Below are 15,893 nucleotides of genomic sequence, written 5' to 3' on the forward strand. Positions count from 1 at the left end.
CGGTACCTGCCGTTCCCTCAGGTTTTGCCCAGGCGCAACCCTGACGTTGCCCTGGGCAACCCCCGAGGAACCGTCCGTGACACGACCGTCATGGCGCCGAGATCAGCCCTTGACGGCCCCGGTCAGCACACCCTTGGCGAAGTGCCGCTGCAGGAACGGATAGATCAGCAGGATCGGGACGATCGACACCACCAGGATCGCCATCTGGATCGACGCCTGCGGTGGCAGCAGCTCGGTTCCGAGCTCGGCACTGCCCAGCTGGGTGTCGTTGATGACGTACGTCCGCAAGACCAGTTGCAGTGGCCAGAGCCTGCTGTCGTTCAGGTAGAGCAGTGCGGAGAAGAACGCATTCCAGTACGACACTGCGTAGAACAGGCCGACCACCGACAACACAGCCTTCGACAGCGGCAGGACGACGTACCCGAAGGTCTTGAGCTCGCTGGCACCGTCCATCCGGGCGCTCTCGGTCAGTTCACCCGGCAGGTTCATGAAGAACGCCCGCAGCACGATCACGTTGAACGCACTGATCATCGTCGGCACGATCAGCGACCAGATGCTGTCCAGCAGGCCGGCGCCCTTCACCACGAGGTACGTCGGGATGATGCCGGGCGAGAACAGCATGCTGAACAGCACCACCAGCAGAATCGGCCGCCCGGCCACAAAGCTCGGCCGGGCCAGCGCGTAAGCCAGCAGACACGACACGGTCAGGCTGAGCAGAGTGCCGACCGCAGTGACGAAGACACTGACTCCCAGCGCCTGCGTCACCACACCGCCGGCAAACAACGACCGGTACGCCGTGAAGTCCACCGACTCGGGTAAGAGGACCAGTCCGCCGGACTCGGTGATCTGCTTGTTCGGTGCGATGCTCGTGGAGATCACTGCGACGAACGGGATGATCACGACGGCGCAGAACACCAGCAGCACAACGCCTTTGAGCGCTCGGATCATCATCTGCTGTAAACCCCTTGCTCACCGAAGATGTGGGCGACCTTGTTCGCGGCCAGCACCAGAGCGACACCGACAAGACCCTTCACCAGGCCGACCGCGGCCGCGACGCCCCACGCGCCACCGAGTACGCCGTTGTTGTAGACGTAGGTGTCCAGGACTTCGCTGACGTCCCGGCCGACGGCTTGCTGCTGCAGGATGATCTGCTCGAAGCCGACGGTCAGGGAGTCGCCCAGGCGCAGGATGAACAGCAGGATGATGATTCCGCGCAGTCCGGGCAGAGTGACGTGCCAGAGCTGCCGCGTCGGGCTTGCGCCATCCACACTGGCCGCCTCGTACAGCTGCGAGTCGATCTGGGACAGTGCGGCCAGAAACAGGATCGTGGCCCAGCCGGTGTCTTTCCAGATGATTTGCGAGGTCAGCAGGACGTGGAACAGCTCTGAGTTGCCGATGATGTTCAGCGTGCCCAGGTCGTGTGCGCGCAGGTAGTTGTTCAGCAGGCCGCTCCCACCGAGCATCTGCTGGAACAGCGCCACCACGATCACCCACGACATGAAGTGCGGCAGGTAGAGGATGCTCTGGGCGATTCGCTTGATGCGTTCGGAGAACAGCGAGTTGAGCATCAGGGCCAGCAGAATCGGTGCAGGGAAGACGAACACCGACTGCAGGCCGGTCAGGATCAGTGTGTTCTTCAAGGCGCGCAGGAACGCCGGATCGCCGTTGAAGATCACAGCGAAGTTCGACCAGCCGACCCAGTCGCTGCCGCCGATCCCCAGGAACGGCTGGTAGTCCTTGAACGCGATCACGTTGCCGAGCAACGGCACGTAGTGGAACGCGATGATCAGGGCCGCGCCGGGTAGCGCGAACAGCAGCAGTACCCGGTCGCGGCCGAGCCGGTGCCAGAGACTCATCTACTTCCCTGCCGTGTCGGCCAGTGCCTGCTCGAGCTCGGAGCGGATCTTGTCGCCGCCCGCGGACTTCCAGTCCGCCACTCCACGCGCCCAGTCGGAGACAGGCTTCTTGCCCTGGACGATCTGGCTCTCCAGGTCGGTCATGGTCTTCACGAGCTGCGCCTGCTTCTTCGACTGGGTATCGGAGTACAGGCCGTAGGAGGCGTCGCGCACCAGACGTTTGGCGACCTTCTGCTGGACTGCGTGCTGCTTGCGCGGCACATCGGGCTTACCGGCCCAGTAGAGCGCCAGAGGTGAGTCGCTGATGTACTGCAGGCCGATACCGGTCTCGATGACACCAGCCTTCGACGGCACCGGATCCGTGCCCTGCAACGTGTAGTGGCGGCCGGCGACGCCGTACTTGCGGAACAGGTACTCCTCGGTGCCGAACGGTGCAGCCATCCAGTTGGCGATCTTGAGCAGGGTGTCGGCCGAGTGCTTGCTGTCCTTGCTGAAGGCGGTGACGTTGTTCAGCGCACCACCCATCCACGGCGTGCCACCAGGGATATCGAGCATGTTCACCGCGAAAGAATCGCCTGCGGTGTTGTCGGCGTAGTACTGGTTCCAAGCGACGAAGCTGTCGTAGTCGAACACCGCGGAACCACCGTTGAACCACTGCTTGCGGGCACTGGCCTTGTCGTTGAAGGCATCCGGGTTGATCACTCCCGCGGCCACCATCTTGCGCGCCGCCTCGAGCGCTTCGGCGTTGGCCTCGTGTTCGTAGCTCGAGCTGAACTTGCCACCCTCCTGTTTCCAGACGTTCGGTACGCCGAGCATCTGGCGGAGGGTGGACAGCGGCACCCGGGTCCAGGCCCACTTGTTCTGCTTGGCGGCGGTCAGCTCCTTGGCGAGGGTGAAGAACTCCTCGAAGTCCTTCGGAGCGGGGTCCTTGATGCCCTTGGCGGCGAGCAGATCCTCGCGATAGAGCACCCCTGAGGTCCGGGACATGCCGCGCGGTACCGGGACGCCGTAGATGGCGCCGTTGAAGACGCAGCCCTTCCAGAAGTCCGTTGGGATGCTGGCCAGGAACGGGTACTTCTTGATCGCGTCACCGGACAGGTGCTCGGTCAGGTCCAGGCACTTGGCCTTCACCAGACCTGGGATCTGGGCGGTGTCGACGGGGATGTTGAGGATGTCCGGCAGGTCGCCGCCGGCGATCCGGGTGGCGAACTTGTCCTTGTACTCGTCGTTGGACGCCATGCTGATCTGCAGCTCGGAACCGAGCCGGTCGTTCAGGGCCTGCCAGAACTGGTTCCGGTCCGCGGCGGGCGGGATCGCGCCGGGGATGTTGGTCAGGAACGTGATCGGCTGACCGTCGCCGGGGACCTCGGTGATCGCGCGGATCGGCTGCGCGGGGTACTTCAGGAAAGCGTCCAGGACCACGCCGTCGCCGGGCAGGTCCGGCGTGACCCCGGCGAACTTCGTGTACGTCGGCAGCGCCACCGCGCGGTTGGCGGCCGCCGGGTTCTTCGGGCCGGACGAGCAGCCGGTCATCGCAACAGCGGCGGCAGCCAGTCCACCGCCGAGGAACGTGCGTCTGCTGACGGACATTTCGTGCCTCACCTTCCATCGGAAGGCCACACGATGACATAGTACGTCCTATGTCTTCAAGACTCGGGATCGTCTTCGAACCGGCCGGGAGTGGGTTTCACACCTTCCGGATCCCGGCTGTGGTGGCGCGGGGTGAACTGGTGCTGGCCTTCTGTGAGGGTCGGCGGCACGGGCCTGGGGACTCGGGAGAGATAGAGCTGGTACTGCGGCGGTCGGTGGACAGTGGCCGGACCTGGCTGCCGCTGCAGGTCGTGCTGGCCGTCCCCGGGAAGACCTGCGGGAACCCGGCGCCGGTTTTCGATCCGATCAGCGGGGACGTCGTACTGGTGTCGGTGCAGAACGGCGCTGAGGCAGTGGAGTCGTCACTGGCACGGGGGAGCGACCCCGAGGACGGCAGGCGCGTGTTCGTCCAGCGGTCTGCTGACGCCGGTACGACGTGGAGTGCGGCCGTGGAGATCACCGCGCAGGTGAAACCGGCGGACTGGGGCTGGTACGCGACCGGACCGTGTCACGCGATCGCCTTGCACAGTGGGCGCCTGGTGGTCCCCGCGAACCACTCGGCCCTGCCTGATGGCGTGAACGGCGGTCACTGCATCGTGAGCGACGACGGCGGACACACCTGGTCGGTGGGGTTCGTCGATCGCAATGACGAGCCGGTGATCAACGCCAACGAGACTGCGGTCGCGGAGCTCTCCGATGGCCGGCTGTACTTCAATGCGCGCAACCACCTCGGTACCGGACCGGCCCGGGTCCACGCGTGGTCGTCGGATGGCGGTGCCACGCTGGAAGCGCCGTACAGAGGGATCCCGGAGGTCACCGCGCCAGGGATCCAGGGGAGCGTGCTTGCACTGCCCGACGGGCGGTTGTTGCTCTCGACACCGACCGACCCGGCGGCCCGGCGGGAGCTGACCGTTTTCGTGAGCTCCGACGCCGGTGCGTCCTGGGAGCCCTTGCTGGTCGTGCATCCCGGGATGGCCGGGTACTCCGATCTGGTGCTGCTGGCCGACGGGTCGGTGGGGATCTTCTACGAGGCCGGTGAGACCTCGTCGTTCGCTGCACTGCGTTTTGCCACATTCGCCCTTTGACCGTTGGGAGCTCGTCTTGCTGACTGGTGTCGTACCTCCGCTCGTCACACCACTCACTCCGTCGTACGACGTGGACACCGGATCGCTGGCCCGGTTGATCCAGTACCAGCTGACCGGGGGAGTCAGCGGCGTGTTCGTTCTCGGCACCTGTGGTGAGGGGACGTTTCTGACCGACGAACAGCGGCAGGTCGTGCTTGAGACCGTTGTGGGTGAGGTAGGTGGTCAGGTTCCGGTACTGGCCGGTGTGATCGACACTTCGACCGCACGGGTCAGTGCGCATGTCTCGGCGGCTCTGAAGGCCGGTGTGGACGGGCTGGTCGCTACAGCGCCGTTCTATGCCGCAACACATCCCGCGGAGATCGAGCGACACTTCACGCGGCTGGCCGCCCTGGCGGGCGAGACGCCCTTGTATGCCTATGACATCCCGGTGCGGGTCGGGACGAAGCTGCCGACCGCACTGGTAGTTTCACTCGCCAAGGCTGGGGTCATCGCCGGGGTGAAGGACTCCAGCGGTCAGGAGCCCAGTCTGCGGCGGCTGGTGATGGAACGGCGCGAAGCCGGGTTGAACGAGTTCGCGATCATGACCGGGTCCGAGGTGGCGGTCGACTCTGCACTGGCCTTCGGCGTGGACGGCGTCGTACCGGGCCTCGGGAACGTGGACCCGGCCGGCTACGTGCGGCTGTTCGGTGCGTCCAGTGCGGAGGCGTGGGACGAGCAGGAGCGGCTGATCCGGTTGTTCGACATCGTCGACGTGGCGGACCGGTCGCGGATGGGTGCCAGCTCGGCAGCACTGGGCGCCTTCAAGGCAGCGCTCTACCTGCTCGGTGTCATCGACTGCCCCATCACCGCGTACCCCTCCATCCCCCTCAACGAAGAAGAGATCGCCGCACTTCGCCCCCTGCTGGACCAGGCCGGATTACACTGACGATCTTTACGGGAGGTGGACTGTCAGTGACGAGGCCACGTGGTGCAGCGGGGAATCAGACCTTCATTCGCGACCAGATGAAGTCGTACATCCTCGAGCGCGGCCTGAAGGCAGGCGACCCGCTGCCGAACGAACAGGACCTGATGGCCCAGCTCGGCGTCGGCCGGCACCCGCTGCGCGAGGCGATGAAGGCGCTGCAGGCGGTCGGCATCATCGAGATCCGCCACGGCTACGGCACCTACGTCGGCGAGGTGTCGCTGCAGTCGCTGGAGGACGGACTCGCCTTCCGCATGTCCCAGTCCATGGCCGGAGACCTCCGCGACGTCCAGAACGTCCTGGAGGTCCGCCAGGCACTGGAGGTCGGTCTGGCCGATGACGTGGTGGCGTACTTCAGCCAGCACGGGTACGACGCCCTGGAGCCGATCGTCGGCCGGATGGAAGCCAAGGCTGCCGAGGGGCAGTACTTCCCCGACGAGGACTGGGCCTTCCACCAGGCGCTGTACGAGCCGCTGGGCAACGCGTTGGTGATCGACCTGCTCAGTGTCTTCTGGCGCACCTTCGCGCAGGTCGACGTCCGGCTGCCGGGTGCTCGCTACTCACCCGCCGACGCTGCCGCCTGGCACCGCGATCTGCTCGACAAACTGCAGTCCGGCGACCCTGACGCCTTCGCTCGCTCGATGAAGTCGCACTTCCACGGCATCCACACCCGCCTGACGGTCGAGCCGTAGTCAGGACGCCACCACGGACAAGGACCACTCCACACCGGCGGGCGCCTTCACGCCGATCCGGTGGACCATGTCTTTCAGCGCGCCCGCTTCGAACTGGTTCTGCGTCTCGGTGACCCCCGGCCAGTCGTCGCCGCAGGGGATTTCGAAGGTCGGCTCGGGAGCTATCTCGACCACGACCGACTTCTTGCCGCGGCAGTTCAGATAGACCCAGTGCTCGCTCTGAGAGTCGGCCTTGAACTCACCGATGGTGCTGTTGCCTGACGACGGCGGCGCGGATAGCAGAGTGCGGCACTTCCGCTCCGGCTGGTCACACGGTCCGGACTGCGGGAGGGACACCACAGTCGGCTGACTGTCGGTCGGGTACGTCGGCGTGCCAGTTGGCGTCGTGGTCTCTGCGGAACGGGTGTCGGTGCCGCAGCCGGCCACTGCCAGCAGGACAGCCACGGTGGCGGCGGCCGCCGCCCGGCGATTGATGACGAACATGGCATCCCCTCGTAGTCGGTGGCGGCCGCCGGGCATGGCGCCCGCCACCGACAGGTCAGTACGTCAGGTCAGCGGGACGAGTGGAAGAACTTCCAGCCCCGGCTGGTGGTCGGGACCCACTGGTCGTAGCCCCGTCCCAGCGACGTCGTGCTGCAGTCGCGGTTGACCCGGTAGTGGTAGTAGTCGAACTTCTTGCCCCACGAGCCGTAGTGCGAGTTCAGGTACTTGCCCCGGGCAATGTTCTTGGAGACCGTGTGCCCGACGGTGATCTTGACGCTGCCGCGGACGGTCGCGCTGATCGAGGCCTTGGCCGACGCCACGACGCCGCCCACCGACCCCTCGGCGCCCACGGTGACATCGGCGCCGAGCGAGCTCTCCTTCTCGACCTTGACGGTGACCGTGGCCGGACCGGGCCCGTCCTTGAGACGTACCTTCGCCCTGTGCACCGACGAGACCTTGCTGATCGAGTAGTTGTTCTCCTGCGGGCAGCCCGTCGTGCCCGTGGTCTGCGCGGCCGCGGGGGTTGCCGTCAACAGGCTTCCCAACACCACTGCGGCGGCGGCCGCGGTGGTCGTTCTCACTACCTTGCTACTGGTGTGCATCTTGGCTCCTTGATGGGTGGGTGCTGGGGTCAGCAGGTTCGCCAGTTGTAGGCAGCCGGGACGAAGCCCCGGCCGGGCGGGAGGAACATCCAGTTGCCGCCCTCGGTCGGCCGGCGAACGAGGAAGCTGCGGGCCGTGCCCTGGTACCGGCCGTTGCGGTAGCCGTCGGCGGAACCGTTGTCGCTGATCCGCTGCCCGGCCCGGGCAAAGGTCGCCCGGTCGACCGACCCGTCCGGGTTCACCCCGCGGCTGCGCTGCCAGTTCACGGTGGCGGCGTGCGTCTGGTCGTCGAAGATGCCGTCCACGGCGGAAGCCGGCAGGTACCCGTCCGCGTACAGAATGGTCTGCCACAGACAGGTGACATCGGAGGTGCGGTGCGTCCTGACGTCGACGATGCCCTCGTCGTCCCAGTCACTGGTCAGCAGGCTGTCGCCGTAGACGAAGGGCTTGCCGGTGTAGGTACCGCTGGCGGTTGCGGGCGTGGCGAGGGCGACGCCGAGGCCCAGGGCGAGGGCTATTGCCGTAGCCGGGGCTGCGGCTTTCCGCAGGACCCGTCGGCCGATGCTGTACGAAGACATGCGTGTTCCTTAGGGCGAAGAGGTGTGGGGGCCGAGCAGTGGGGCCGTCTGGTTGCCGACGGCACCTGACTACCAAGACGCTAGTACCGGCCGGTCGCGGAGTGTGACGGTCGTTTGGCCCACAACGAGGTCTACCCTTGGTTCCGTGGGCCGGGCGCGGAACGGAGAGCCGATGGATAGGCCCGGCTCCAGTGAGCGCCTGCTGAATGTGACCATCGAGCGGTACGGCGTCTGGCTCCGATCCAGCGTGGTCGCCCTGTGCAGCGCGCTGGGGCTGGTGTCGGCGGACCGGGCAGACATTCCCTTGGCGACGGCGCTGCTGGTGCCCGCACTTCTTGCCTGCGGTGTGCGCCTCTATGCGCTGCGCCGCCCGCTCCCGTCGGCCGCGCCGGGGATGGTGGCGCTGCTGTGGACGGTGGACGGGTCCGTGGTGGTACTGACTGGCCTGTCGCAGCCGGTGCTCGGCGGCGATGTCGCGGAGCTGATGGTCGAGGCGATCATCGGCATCTGCATCATTACCTTCCAGCCCGAGTGGGCGACGCGTCCGTGGGCCGGTGCTGCGCTGGGCGCGTTGGGAGCCGCCGCCTGCACGCTGGGAGACGTGTTGTCGGGACACGGCCCGGAAGTGATGCCCCTGCTGCGGCTCGCCATACTGGGCGCTCTGTCCAGGGTCGCCTACCTCATCGTCCGGGCGCGGGCCAGAGCTGCTGATCGGTCGGCCGCGCTCAGTGCTGCGGCTCGACGAGAGGCCGAGGTCGCCGCTGCGCGGAGAGCAGCCGAGCGCGAGTACCTGGCGACATTGCACGACACGGCGAGCGCCACGCTGCTGATGGTCTCCCAGGGTGATGGACGGGACTGGTCCTGGCTGCCTGCCCGTGCCCGCCAAGATCTGGAGGCGCTGTCCGCGGTACCTGCCTTCGGCACCGGGAGCGTCGATCTCGCGGCGCTGCTCGCGTGCGTGCCCGACGGTGAGGGGCCGGCCAGGGTGCGGCTGACGACCGCGATCGACGGCCCGCTGGTGATTCCGTCAGGTCCTGCGCTCGCGATCTTCAACGGGGTTCGCGAGGCGGTCGCCAATGTGTCCCGCCATGCCGGGGTGCAGGAAGCCGAGCTGCGGGCCTGGCGTGCGGATGACGGCGTCGTTGCCGAACTGACCGACGCAGGGCGAGGCTTCGATCCCGAGTCCGTGCCCCTGCGGCGCCGGGGCATCAAAGGCTCAATCATCGGGCGGATGCACGCAGTCGGTGGCTCCGCTGCCATCGCTTCTAGTCCTGGCAACGGAACGCGCGTGCAGTGGCGCTGGCATGCCTCGGCACAGCCGCCGGCAGCAGATGTGCCGCAACCATCGCGGTCCCGGGCGCGCACGGCTCTCGTCCTGCTGATCCGCACGCAGTTGCTGCACGGGGCACAACTGGCCGCGCTGCTGATCAGCCTGTTCTCGCAGTTCACCTTCTCGCTGCACCTACTCACGTCGCACCAGGATGTCTATCGCCCGGCCTGGCCGCAGACGGCGGCCTTCTGTTGCCTTGCGGCCATTGCGGCGATCGGCGCGCCGTTCTTGCTACGTGGTCGGCAGATTCCGCCGACGGTGCGTTGGTGCAGCCTCGGTGCGGTGCTGGCCGTTTCGATGGTCAGTGCGTTCACACTGCCGCCGGAGCTGCTGACAGGTCCGGCGGACTGGGCGTTCGGGCTGGTCGGCTGGTATGCGTTGTTCCTGCTGGCAGACCTGCGCATCAGGGTGTTCGCAGCGTTCCTCGGAGCGCATGTCGCAATCACTGCGATCACGGTGCTCCTGGCAGGGACGCCAACCGCCGCAGAGGCGGCCGGCCTGGGCATCCGTGCGATCTCCGACTGTGGGCTCCAGCTCTCGCTCGGCTTCCTCCTGACCCGGCTGCTCCACGGCACCGCACCGGCCGCTGGGATCGCGGCTGAGCAGGAGGAGGAACTGCGGACCCGAGAACGCATCCAGGAGGACATGCAGCGTGATCACAAGGACCGGTACCGCGCGCTGACGGCGACGACCGTGCCGCTGCTCGTCGGCCTCGGACACGGCGTACTGAGTCCGCACGACGAGGAGGTCCGGCTGCGCTGCGGTGTGGAAGCGGCCCGGATGCGTCGCTTGTTCGCCGAAAGCGATGCTGTCTCCGACGCGTTGCTGAACGAGGTGCGGGCCTGTGTCGAGGTGGCCGAGCACCAAGGGGTGACAGTGAGCCTGGCAGTCCGGGGCCGGCCGGCTGAGGTGCCGGTTGCAGTACGGCGGGAGCTGGTGGACCCGGTGGCCGTCACTCTCGGCCGGACCCGCTCGACGGCTCGCGTGACAGTCGTGTGGACACCCGGCGCCGTACGGGTGAGCGTGGTCAGCGAGGATGGCGCCACTCGACAGACCGCTGAAGCGGACGGTCAGGCCACGGACGCACAGGTGACTGTGGCCAGGACGACGCGCGGCGCAAGTGTGTGGGTGGAAGCCAGCTGGAGACAGCTGGCGGTAGCGGGAGTGACCTGACATGAGTGACAGCGGACCTGTCAGTGTGGTCGTGGTCGACGACCATCCGGCGATCCTGGCCGGAATCGAGGCCTGGTACGCCGCATCACCACGACCCATCACGGTGGTCGCGGCCGGTGACTCCGTCCGCGAGGCGTGGACCGAGCCGGGCAGTTCGGCAGATGTCGTCGTACTCGATCTGCAGCTGGGCCAGGGCGGTCCAGCCTTCAGCAGTCTGCGCAGACTGGTCGATGCCGGTCGGCAGGTGGTCGTCTATTCGATGCGGGACGACGACAAGACAGCGCTCAACTGCTTGGACCTGGGAGCGGCGACCTTCCTGACCAAGAGCGAAGGCCAGCAGCATCTGGTCGAGGCGACACTCGCGGCCGCCGATGACCGGCCCTACATGCCGCCTGCCCTGGCCGGCGCTCTGGGAACGAACGCTCGGCCCGACCGCCCGCAGCTGTCGGTGCGCGAGGAGAACGTCCTCATCGAGTGGTTCCAGTCGGAGTCCAAGGAGCTGGTCGCGCAGCGCCTCGGCATCTCCATCCGGACGGTCAACTCGTACCTGGACCGGGTGCGGATCAAGTACGCCAACGTCGGCCGCCCGGCGCGGACCAAGGCCAGCCTGGTCGCCCGCGCCGTCCAGGACGGCCTGGTCGACGTCGACGACCTCTGAGCTCAGGCGAACAGGTTCTCCGCGTCGACGATGGTGTAGGCGTAGCCCTGTTCGGCGAGGAAGCGCTGCCGGTGGGCGGCGAACTCGGCGTCGATGGTGTCGCGGGCGACGATGGAGTAGAAGCGGGCGGTACGGCCGTCGCCCTTGGGGCGGAGGACGCGGCCGAGACGCTGGGCCTCTTCCTGGCGGGAGCCGAAGGTGCCGGAGACCTGGATGGCCACGGAGGCCTCGGGGAGGTCGATGGAGAAGTTCGCGACCTTGCTGACGACCAGGCGGTTGATCTCGCCGGTGCGGAAGGCGTTGAACAGACGCTGCCGCTCCTTGACCGTGGTCTCGCCTTTGATGACCGGGCAGTTCAGCCGCTCGCCGAGCTCGTCCAGCTGGTCGATGTACTGGCCGATCACCAGCAGTGGCTCGCCGTCGTGGTGCTCGGCGATGCGCTTGACCAGACGGGACTTGGCCGGTGTCGACGCAGCCAGGCGGTAGCGGTCCTCGGGCTCGGCGGTCGCGTAAACGAACCGCTCGGTCTGCTCCAGGTCCACCCGGACCTCGATGCAGTCGGCCGGGGCGATCCAGCCCTGCGCCTCGATGTCCTTCCAGGGAGCGTCGTACCGCTTCGGGCCGATCAGTGAGAACACGTCACCCTCACGACCGTCCTCACGGACCAGGGTGGCGGTCAGACCGATCCGCCGGCGGGTCTGCAGGTCGGCGGTCATCCGGAAGATCGGTGCGGGCAGCAGGTGCACCTCGTCGTACACGATCAGGCCCCAGTCGCGCGCGTCGAACAACTCCAGGTGGGTGTAGACGCCCTTCCGGCGGGTGGTCATCACCTGGTACGTCGCGATCGTCACCGGCCGGATCTCCTTGCGGGCACCGGAGTACTCGCCGATCTCGTCCTCGGTCAGGCTGGTGCGCTTGAGCAGCTCGTCCTTCCACTGCCGCGCGGACACCGTGTTGGTGACCAGGATCAGCGTGGTGGCCGAAGCCTGTGCCATCGCGGCAGCTCCGACGATCGTCTTACCGGCGCCACACGGCAGTACGACGACGCCCGAGCCACCGTGCCAGAACGACTCGACCGCCTGCTCCTGGTACGGCCGTAGCTCCCAACCGTCCTTCACCAGCTCGATCTGGTGCGCCTCACCGTCGACGTACCCGGCGAGGTCCTCCGCCGGCCAGCCGAGCTTCAGCAGTGTCTGCTTGAGGTGACCGCGCTCCGACGGGTGCACCAGCACGGTGTCGTCGTCGATCCGGGCGCCCAGCATCGGCTTCACCTTCGCCGAGCGCAGCACCTCCTCCAGCACCGGCCGGTCGGTCGTCACCAGCACCAGTCCGTGCTGCGGGTGCTTCTCCAGCCGCAACCGACCGTACCGATCCAGCGTCTCGGCAATGTCCACCAGCAGCGAGTGCGGCACCGGGTAGCGGCTGAAGCGCAGCAGTACGTCGATCACCTGCTCGGCGTCGTGCCCGGCCGCCCGTGCGTTCCACAGGCCGAGCGGAGTCAGCCGGTAGGTGTGCACATGCTCAGGAGCGCGCTCCAATTCGGAGAACGGCGCAATAGCCTTCCGGCACTCCCCAGAATCCGGATGTGCAGTCTCCAACAGCAGAGTCTTGTCCGACTGCACGATCAACGGCCCGTCCGTCACCCGTTACTCCCCACGCTCGATGCCCGACCCTCCATTGTGCCCCTCCCCGCCAAACCGCTGGTCAGCCTTCGACTGCGCGGGCGCTGGAGATGCGGTGCAGGGCGTACGTGTGAGGCTGGTTGGTGCTGGGGTCATAGGCGGTGAGCCAGCCGTCGGCCACCCGGGTCGGCTCGACGATGCGCTCGGAGGCCGTGCCGTTGTGGTCGACGTACGAGATCCAGGTGCGGGAGTGCGCCTCGGCAGCGTTGGTGAGGACGGCGATAGTTTCGGCGGGAGCCGTGGGCTCGGAAGCGACGTCGTCGGCCGGACGGTCCGCGGCCAGGCGGTCGCCGGCGCGGACCTTCTCGATGACGGCCTTCACCTGGTCCTCGGTGAGGTCTACCGCGCTGTCGGCGAAGTCCCGGCTGGTACGGCGACGTGGCGGATCACCCCGTCGAGTCGTAGCAGTGCTCACGTGCACCACGCCGTCGAAGGTCTCGGCCAGTGGAGCCAGTCCGGCATCACGCAGTCGGCTGAGCACGACGTCCGGCGGTGAGGGCGACACGACCACGGTCGGTGCCAGCCGGCGGAAGCGGACACCGGGCAGGTTCGAACTGATCAGGTGGGTGAGCACGTCCTCGTCATCGCACCGCAGGTACGTCGACGCCGTACCCAATCGCAGTACGCCGTGCCGTCGGGCAACGTCGTCGATCAAGTAGGTCAGCGGCTGAGGGACCGGTGTGCGCGAGTGGTCGGCCAGCCACTTGTGCATTTGGTCGGCAGTCCGCCCGAGGTCGAAGGCACGCCGTACTGAGCCTTCGCTGAAGCGGTAGACCGCAGCGCCGCCCTGCGACTCGACATCCGCCATGGCGGACAGGTCGTCCTGCACGGATCGCACCAGCGGGCCAGGAGCCACTGCGGTCAGGTCCGCCTGCAGGAGGATCTCTGACACCGGCTCTGGCACCAGCGGGCTGATTGCCTTGGCCAGCGCGTCGACTGTCGGCTCCTGCTCAAGCAGCGGTCGCCCGTGCGTTGCCAACGCACCCAGCCCAGTCAGTCCGAGCAGGGCAGCTTCGTTGATCGCCCACTCGACCAGCTCGTCCCGGAACTGCCCACCGCGGCGCGGGCGATGCCAGGCCACCCAGGTCACCACCGAATGCGTGGCGGGTGCGATACCTGCCGGAGTCTCGCCCAGTGCGTTCAGAGTCAGCACCCGGACCTCAGGAGCCAGCAAACGCTCCAGGTCCGGTGCCAGCGCGTTGATGAGCCGCTCGCGCGCGGCAGCTGTCGAACCGCCTGAGTCGCGGCGACCGATCAGACCGATTGCTCGCAGCCCACCGAACCAGGCGGTCACGAGCTGGGCCCAGCGATGGGCAAGATCCAGCTCGAGCCAGTCGTCGTACGCGTTGGTCGGGAGCCAGAGCTCGTTGGTCCCGACCTCGACGGCAGCGACCAGTCCGGCAGCGTACGCGATTTCGAGCACGGCTCCGGTGGCGGATTCCTCCGCACCGATCTTCCCGGCCAGGCTGCGCAATTCCCGGACGCCGATGCCGCCAGTCCGCAGTACCGGCGGTGGCTCGAGTCCAAGCTGCTCCAGGGCCCGGTCGACCTGACGCACCAGGTCCAGCGCCGCCCCGGCCGCTGCCCGGTCGACGATCGAGGCTGTGACCGCCTTGCCGTCCAGCGGCGGCGGTGTGGGCCGGGTCGACGCGAGCACACGCCCGCCGCGCAGGTGCAAACCGATCTGACGTGGCAGGACCACCGTGTTCGGATCACGCGGTACGACGAGACCGCGGGCGAGCAACCGCTCCACCGGGGTCCGTGCGGACGCGATGGTCACCGGACGCTCGGCCTTCTCGACCGATCCGGTCGGGGGACCCCAGGTGAGCTTGTCGAGCACCTCACGCGCTTCCGGTCCGGCATCGGCGATCAGCTTGTCCAGGTCGCCGAAGTGCCGCGTGGTGATCGGGCCCAGACCTGCGGGCGTCGGACCGAGCAGCTCGTGGACGGCCCGGATCGGCCGCAGGTCGTCCTCGGTACCCCACACCAGCGCCAGGTCCAGCAACTCGGCCACCCGAGGCTGAACGATCTCCACCGGCTGGTCGACGCCGGCTGCCAGGTCGGCCAGGTTGACGGGCTCCGGTAGCGCCGACAGCGCCTCCAACAGGTCCACACCGAACTCGTCGAGCCGATTGATCGCCCGCGCTGCCGAGGCGTTCGTGGTGGCCCGAGCTGCCAGCTGACTCGTGTCGGCCGGGAGCGGCATCGCCAGATCGGGCCGGTGCTGGAGCAACGTCCCGAGGGCAGCGTCGTCCCAACTACGCAGCGCCTCGGCGAGGGTGCGTGGGCGGTAGCGCTCGGACGTGGTCATCCCTCCAACGGTACGGCGCATCCGACCCGATCACTAACCGCATGTCACTCCGCGGCCCCGGCGAACCCGATCCGGCGGAAGCCGACGCGCTCGTAGACGGCTGCCACTGCGTCGTTCTCCGCCGAGAGCAGAAGCAGCTCCACACCGTTGGCGAAGGCGTGCTCGGTGAGTGCTGAGGTCACTGCGGCCGCCAGACCGCGCCGCCGCATCGAGGGCAGCGTGGCGACCCCCACGATCTCCGAGGCCGTCCCGACTGGCTGGTGCTGGCCGGTGGCGACCATGCCGTCGTCGGTGAACGCTCCGGCCGACACGGTCACGCCGCGGCTGATCCGACCCGTCACTCCCGCGATGAGCTTGTCGGAGAGCTCGGCTGCCGCAGCGTCCCGCTCAGCTGGGCCGCCGGCGCCTACTGCGGTCCCGGGGTCGCCGAAGGCCAGGTGCTGAACAGCCCGGCTCTCTCGGACCAGAGCGGCATCGGCCGGCAGAATCTCGACCCGTGCGTCCACCGTCACCGGCTTGAAGTCCGCCCGGTCCATTACCAGCAGTGGGTGCTCGATCACCGTCAGCCCGGCCGCAGCCGCGGCAGGACCCAGCGACGGGCAGGCCTCGACGACCCACTCGAAGTTCAGTGGCAGGTCCAGTTCGGCGCACCGGGCTCGCACTGCCTCGACATCTGCCGGCTCGACGGTCACACCGGCGCGGGGACGCGCGTAGTACGGCCAGATCGTCGTACTGCGGAACAGCGTGAACGGACCGACCTCCTCGGGGTCGGAGCCAGAGAGCGGAGCCGCATGCAGGTACTCGTCAACGCTAGTGATCACGGCACGCAGTGAACCACCGCTCCGGGAGCAGCGCCATGCAATAACTCGCCACCGGGCCGCATGTCGAGTCC

14 protein-coding genes are annotated in these 15,893 nt (G+C 67.6%); 5 read left to right on the forward strand and 9 right to left on the reverse strand.

Translation table 11 applies throughout. From position 1 onward, the window contains the following. Positions 1 to 102: 102 nt before the first annotated feature. The 3 genes from ACFCV3_RS17795 to ACFCV3_RS17805 are packed head-to-tail and all read right to left on the reverse strand — an operon-like array spanning position 103 to position 3,446. On the reverse strand, positions 103 to 951 hold the full coding sequence (locus ACFCV3_RS17795; RefSeq protein ID WP_376031074.1) for a carbohydrate ABC transporter permease: 849 nt from the start codon (positions 949 to 951) through the stop codon (positions 103 to 105). Beyond that, positions 948 to 1,856, reverse strand: coding sequence for an ABC transporter permease (locus ACFCV3_RS17800; RefSeq protein WP_376031075.1), 909 nt, complete (start codon positions 1,854 to 1,856; stop codon positions 948 to 950). The genes ACFCV3_RS17795 and ACFCV3_RS17800 overlap by 4 nt, the downstream gene beginning before the upstream one ends. After that, complete coding sequence (locus tag ACFCV3_RS17805) at positions 1,857 to 3,446, reverse strand: extracellular solute-binding protein (RefSeq protein WP_376031076.1); 1,590 nt, start codon at positions 3,444 to 3,446, stop codon at positions 1,857 to 1,859. A gap of 50 nt (positions 3,447 to 3,496) precedes the next feature. Between ACFCV3_RS17805 and ACFCV3_RS17810 the strand changes: the two genes are divergently transcribed. Genes ACFCV3_RS17810 through ACFCV3_RS17820 form a run of 3 tightly spaced genes read left to right on the forward strand, consistent with a single transcriptional unit; the run spans position 3,497 to position 6,184 of the window. Further along, a complete protein-coding gene (locus ACFCV3_RS17810; protein WP_376031077.1) occupies positions 3,497 to 4,531 on the forward strand; it encodes an exo-alpha-sialidase in 1,035 nt (344 codons plus the stop codon). 16 nt (positions 4,532 to 4,547) lie between these two features. Next, positions 4,548 to 5,456, forward strand: a complete 909-nt coding sequence (locus ACFCV3_RS17815; RefSeq protein WP_376031078.1) for a dihydrodipicolinate synthase family protein — start codon at positions 4,548 to 4,550, stop codon at positions 5,454 to 5,456. Positions 5,457 to 5,482: 26 nt separating this feature from the next. After that, positions 5,483 to 6,184, forward strand: coding sequence for a FadR/GntR family transcriptional regulator (locus tag ACFCV3_RS17820; RefSeq protein WP_376031079.1), 702 nt, complete (start codon positions 5,483 to 5,485; stop codon positions 6,182 to 6,184). Here ACFCV3_RS17820 and ACFCV3_RS17825 read toward each other — a convergent pair whose 3' ends face one another. The 3 genes from ACFCV3_RS17825 to ACFCV3_RS17835 form a co-directional block, all read right to left on the reverse strand. Further along, entirely contained in the window at positions 6,185 to 6,667 is a 483-nt protein-coding gene (locus ACFCV3_RS17825; protein ID WP_376031080.1) for a hypothetical protein, read from the reverse strand. A 68-nt stretch (positions 6,668 to 6,735) separates the two neighbouring features. Continuing rightward, positions 6,736 to 7,269 (reverse strand): hypothetical protein, encoded by a 534-nt coding sequence (locus ACFCV3_RS17830; protein WP_376031081.1) that lies wholly within the window; start codon positions 7,267 to 7,269, stop codon positions 6,736 to 6,738. Positions 7,270 to 7,298: 29 nt separating this feature from the next. Then, positions 7,299 to 7,847, reverse strand: a complete 549-nt coding sequence (locus tag ACFCV3_RS17835; RefSeq protein WP_376031082.1) for a peptidoglycan-binding protein — start codon at positions 7,845 to 7,847, stop codon at positions 7,299 to 7,301. Positions 7,848 to 8,019: 172 nt separating this feature from the next. Here ACFCV3_RS17835 and ACFCV3_RS17840 point away from each other — a divergent pair, with 172 nt between their 5' ends. Together ACFCV3_RS17840 and ACFCV3_RS17845 are read left to right on the forward strand one after the other, a co-directional pair. Then, complete coding sequence (locus ACFCV3_RS17840; RefSeq protein WP_376031083.1) at positions 8,020 to 10,350, forward strand: sensor histidine kinase; 2,331 nt, start codon at positions 8,020 to 8,022, stop codon at positions 10,348 to 10,350. Position 10,351: 1 nt separating this feature from the next. Next, positions 10,352 to 11,008, forward strand: coding sequence for a response regulator (locus ACFCV3_RS17845; RefSeq protein ID WP_376031084.1), 657 nt, complete (start codon positions 10,352 to 10,354; stop codon positions 11,006 to 11,008). 2 nt (positions 11,009 to 11,010) lie between these two features. Here the strand turns inward: ACFCV3_RS17845 and ACFCV3_RS17850 are convergent, their stop codons facing one another. The 3 genes from ACFCV3_RS17850 to ACFCV3_RS17860 all read right to left on the reverse strand — a co-directional run bounded on the left by ACFCV3_RS17850 (position 11,011) and on the right by ACFCV3_RS17860 (position 15,822). After that, positions 11,011 to 12,651 (reverse strand): DNA repair helicase XPB, encoded by a 1,641-nt coding sequence (locus ACFCV3_RS17850; protein ID WP_376031085.1) that lies wholly within the window; start codon positions 12,649 to 12,651, stop codon positions 11,011 to 11,013. A gap of 61 nt (positions 12,652 to 12,712) precedes the next feature. Further along, positions 12,713 to 15,001 (reverse strand): helicase-associated domain-containing protein, encoded by a 2,289-nt coding sequence (locus ACFCV3_RS17855; RefSeq protein ID WP_376031086.1) that lies wholly within the window; start codon positions 14,999 to 15,001, stop codon positions 12,713 to 12,715. 44 nt (positions 15,002 to 15,045) lie between these two features. Next, positions 15,046 to 15,822 carry a GNAT family N-acetyltransferase gene (locus tag ACFCV3_RS17860; RefSeq protein ID WP_376031087.1) on the reverse strand — a complete coding sequence of 259 codons (777 nt, stop codon included), beginning with the start codon at positions 15,820 to 15,822 and terminating at the stop codon, positions 15,046 to 15,048. Positions 15,823 to 15,893: the final 71 nt, after the last annotated feature.

Source organism: Kribbella sp. NPDC056345 (assembly GCF_042262745.1).
In the GTDB taxonomy this organism is placed as follows: Bacteria; Actinomycetota; Actinomycetes; order Propionibacteriales; family Kribbellaceae; genus Kribbella.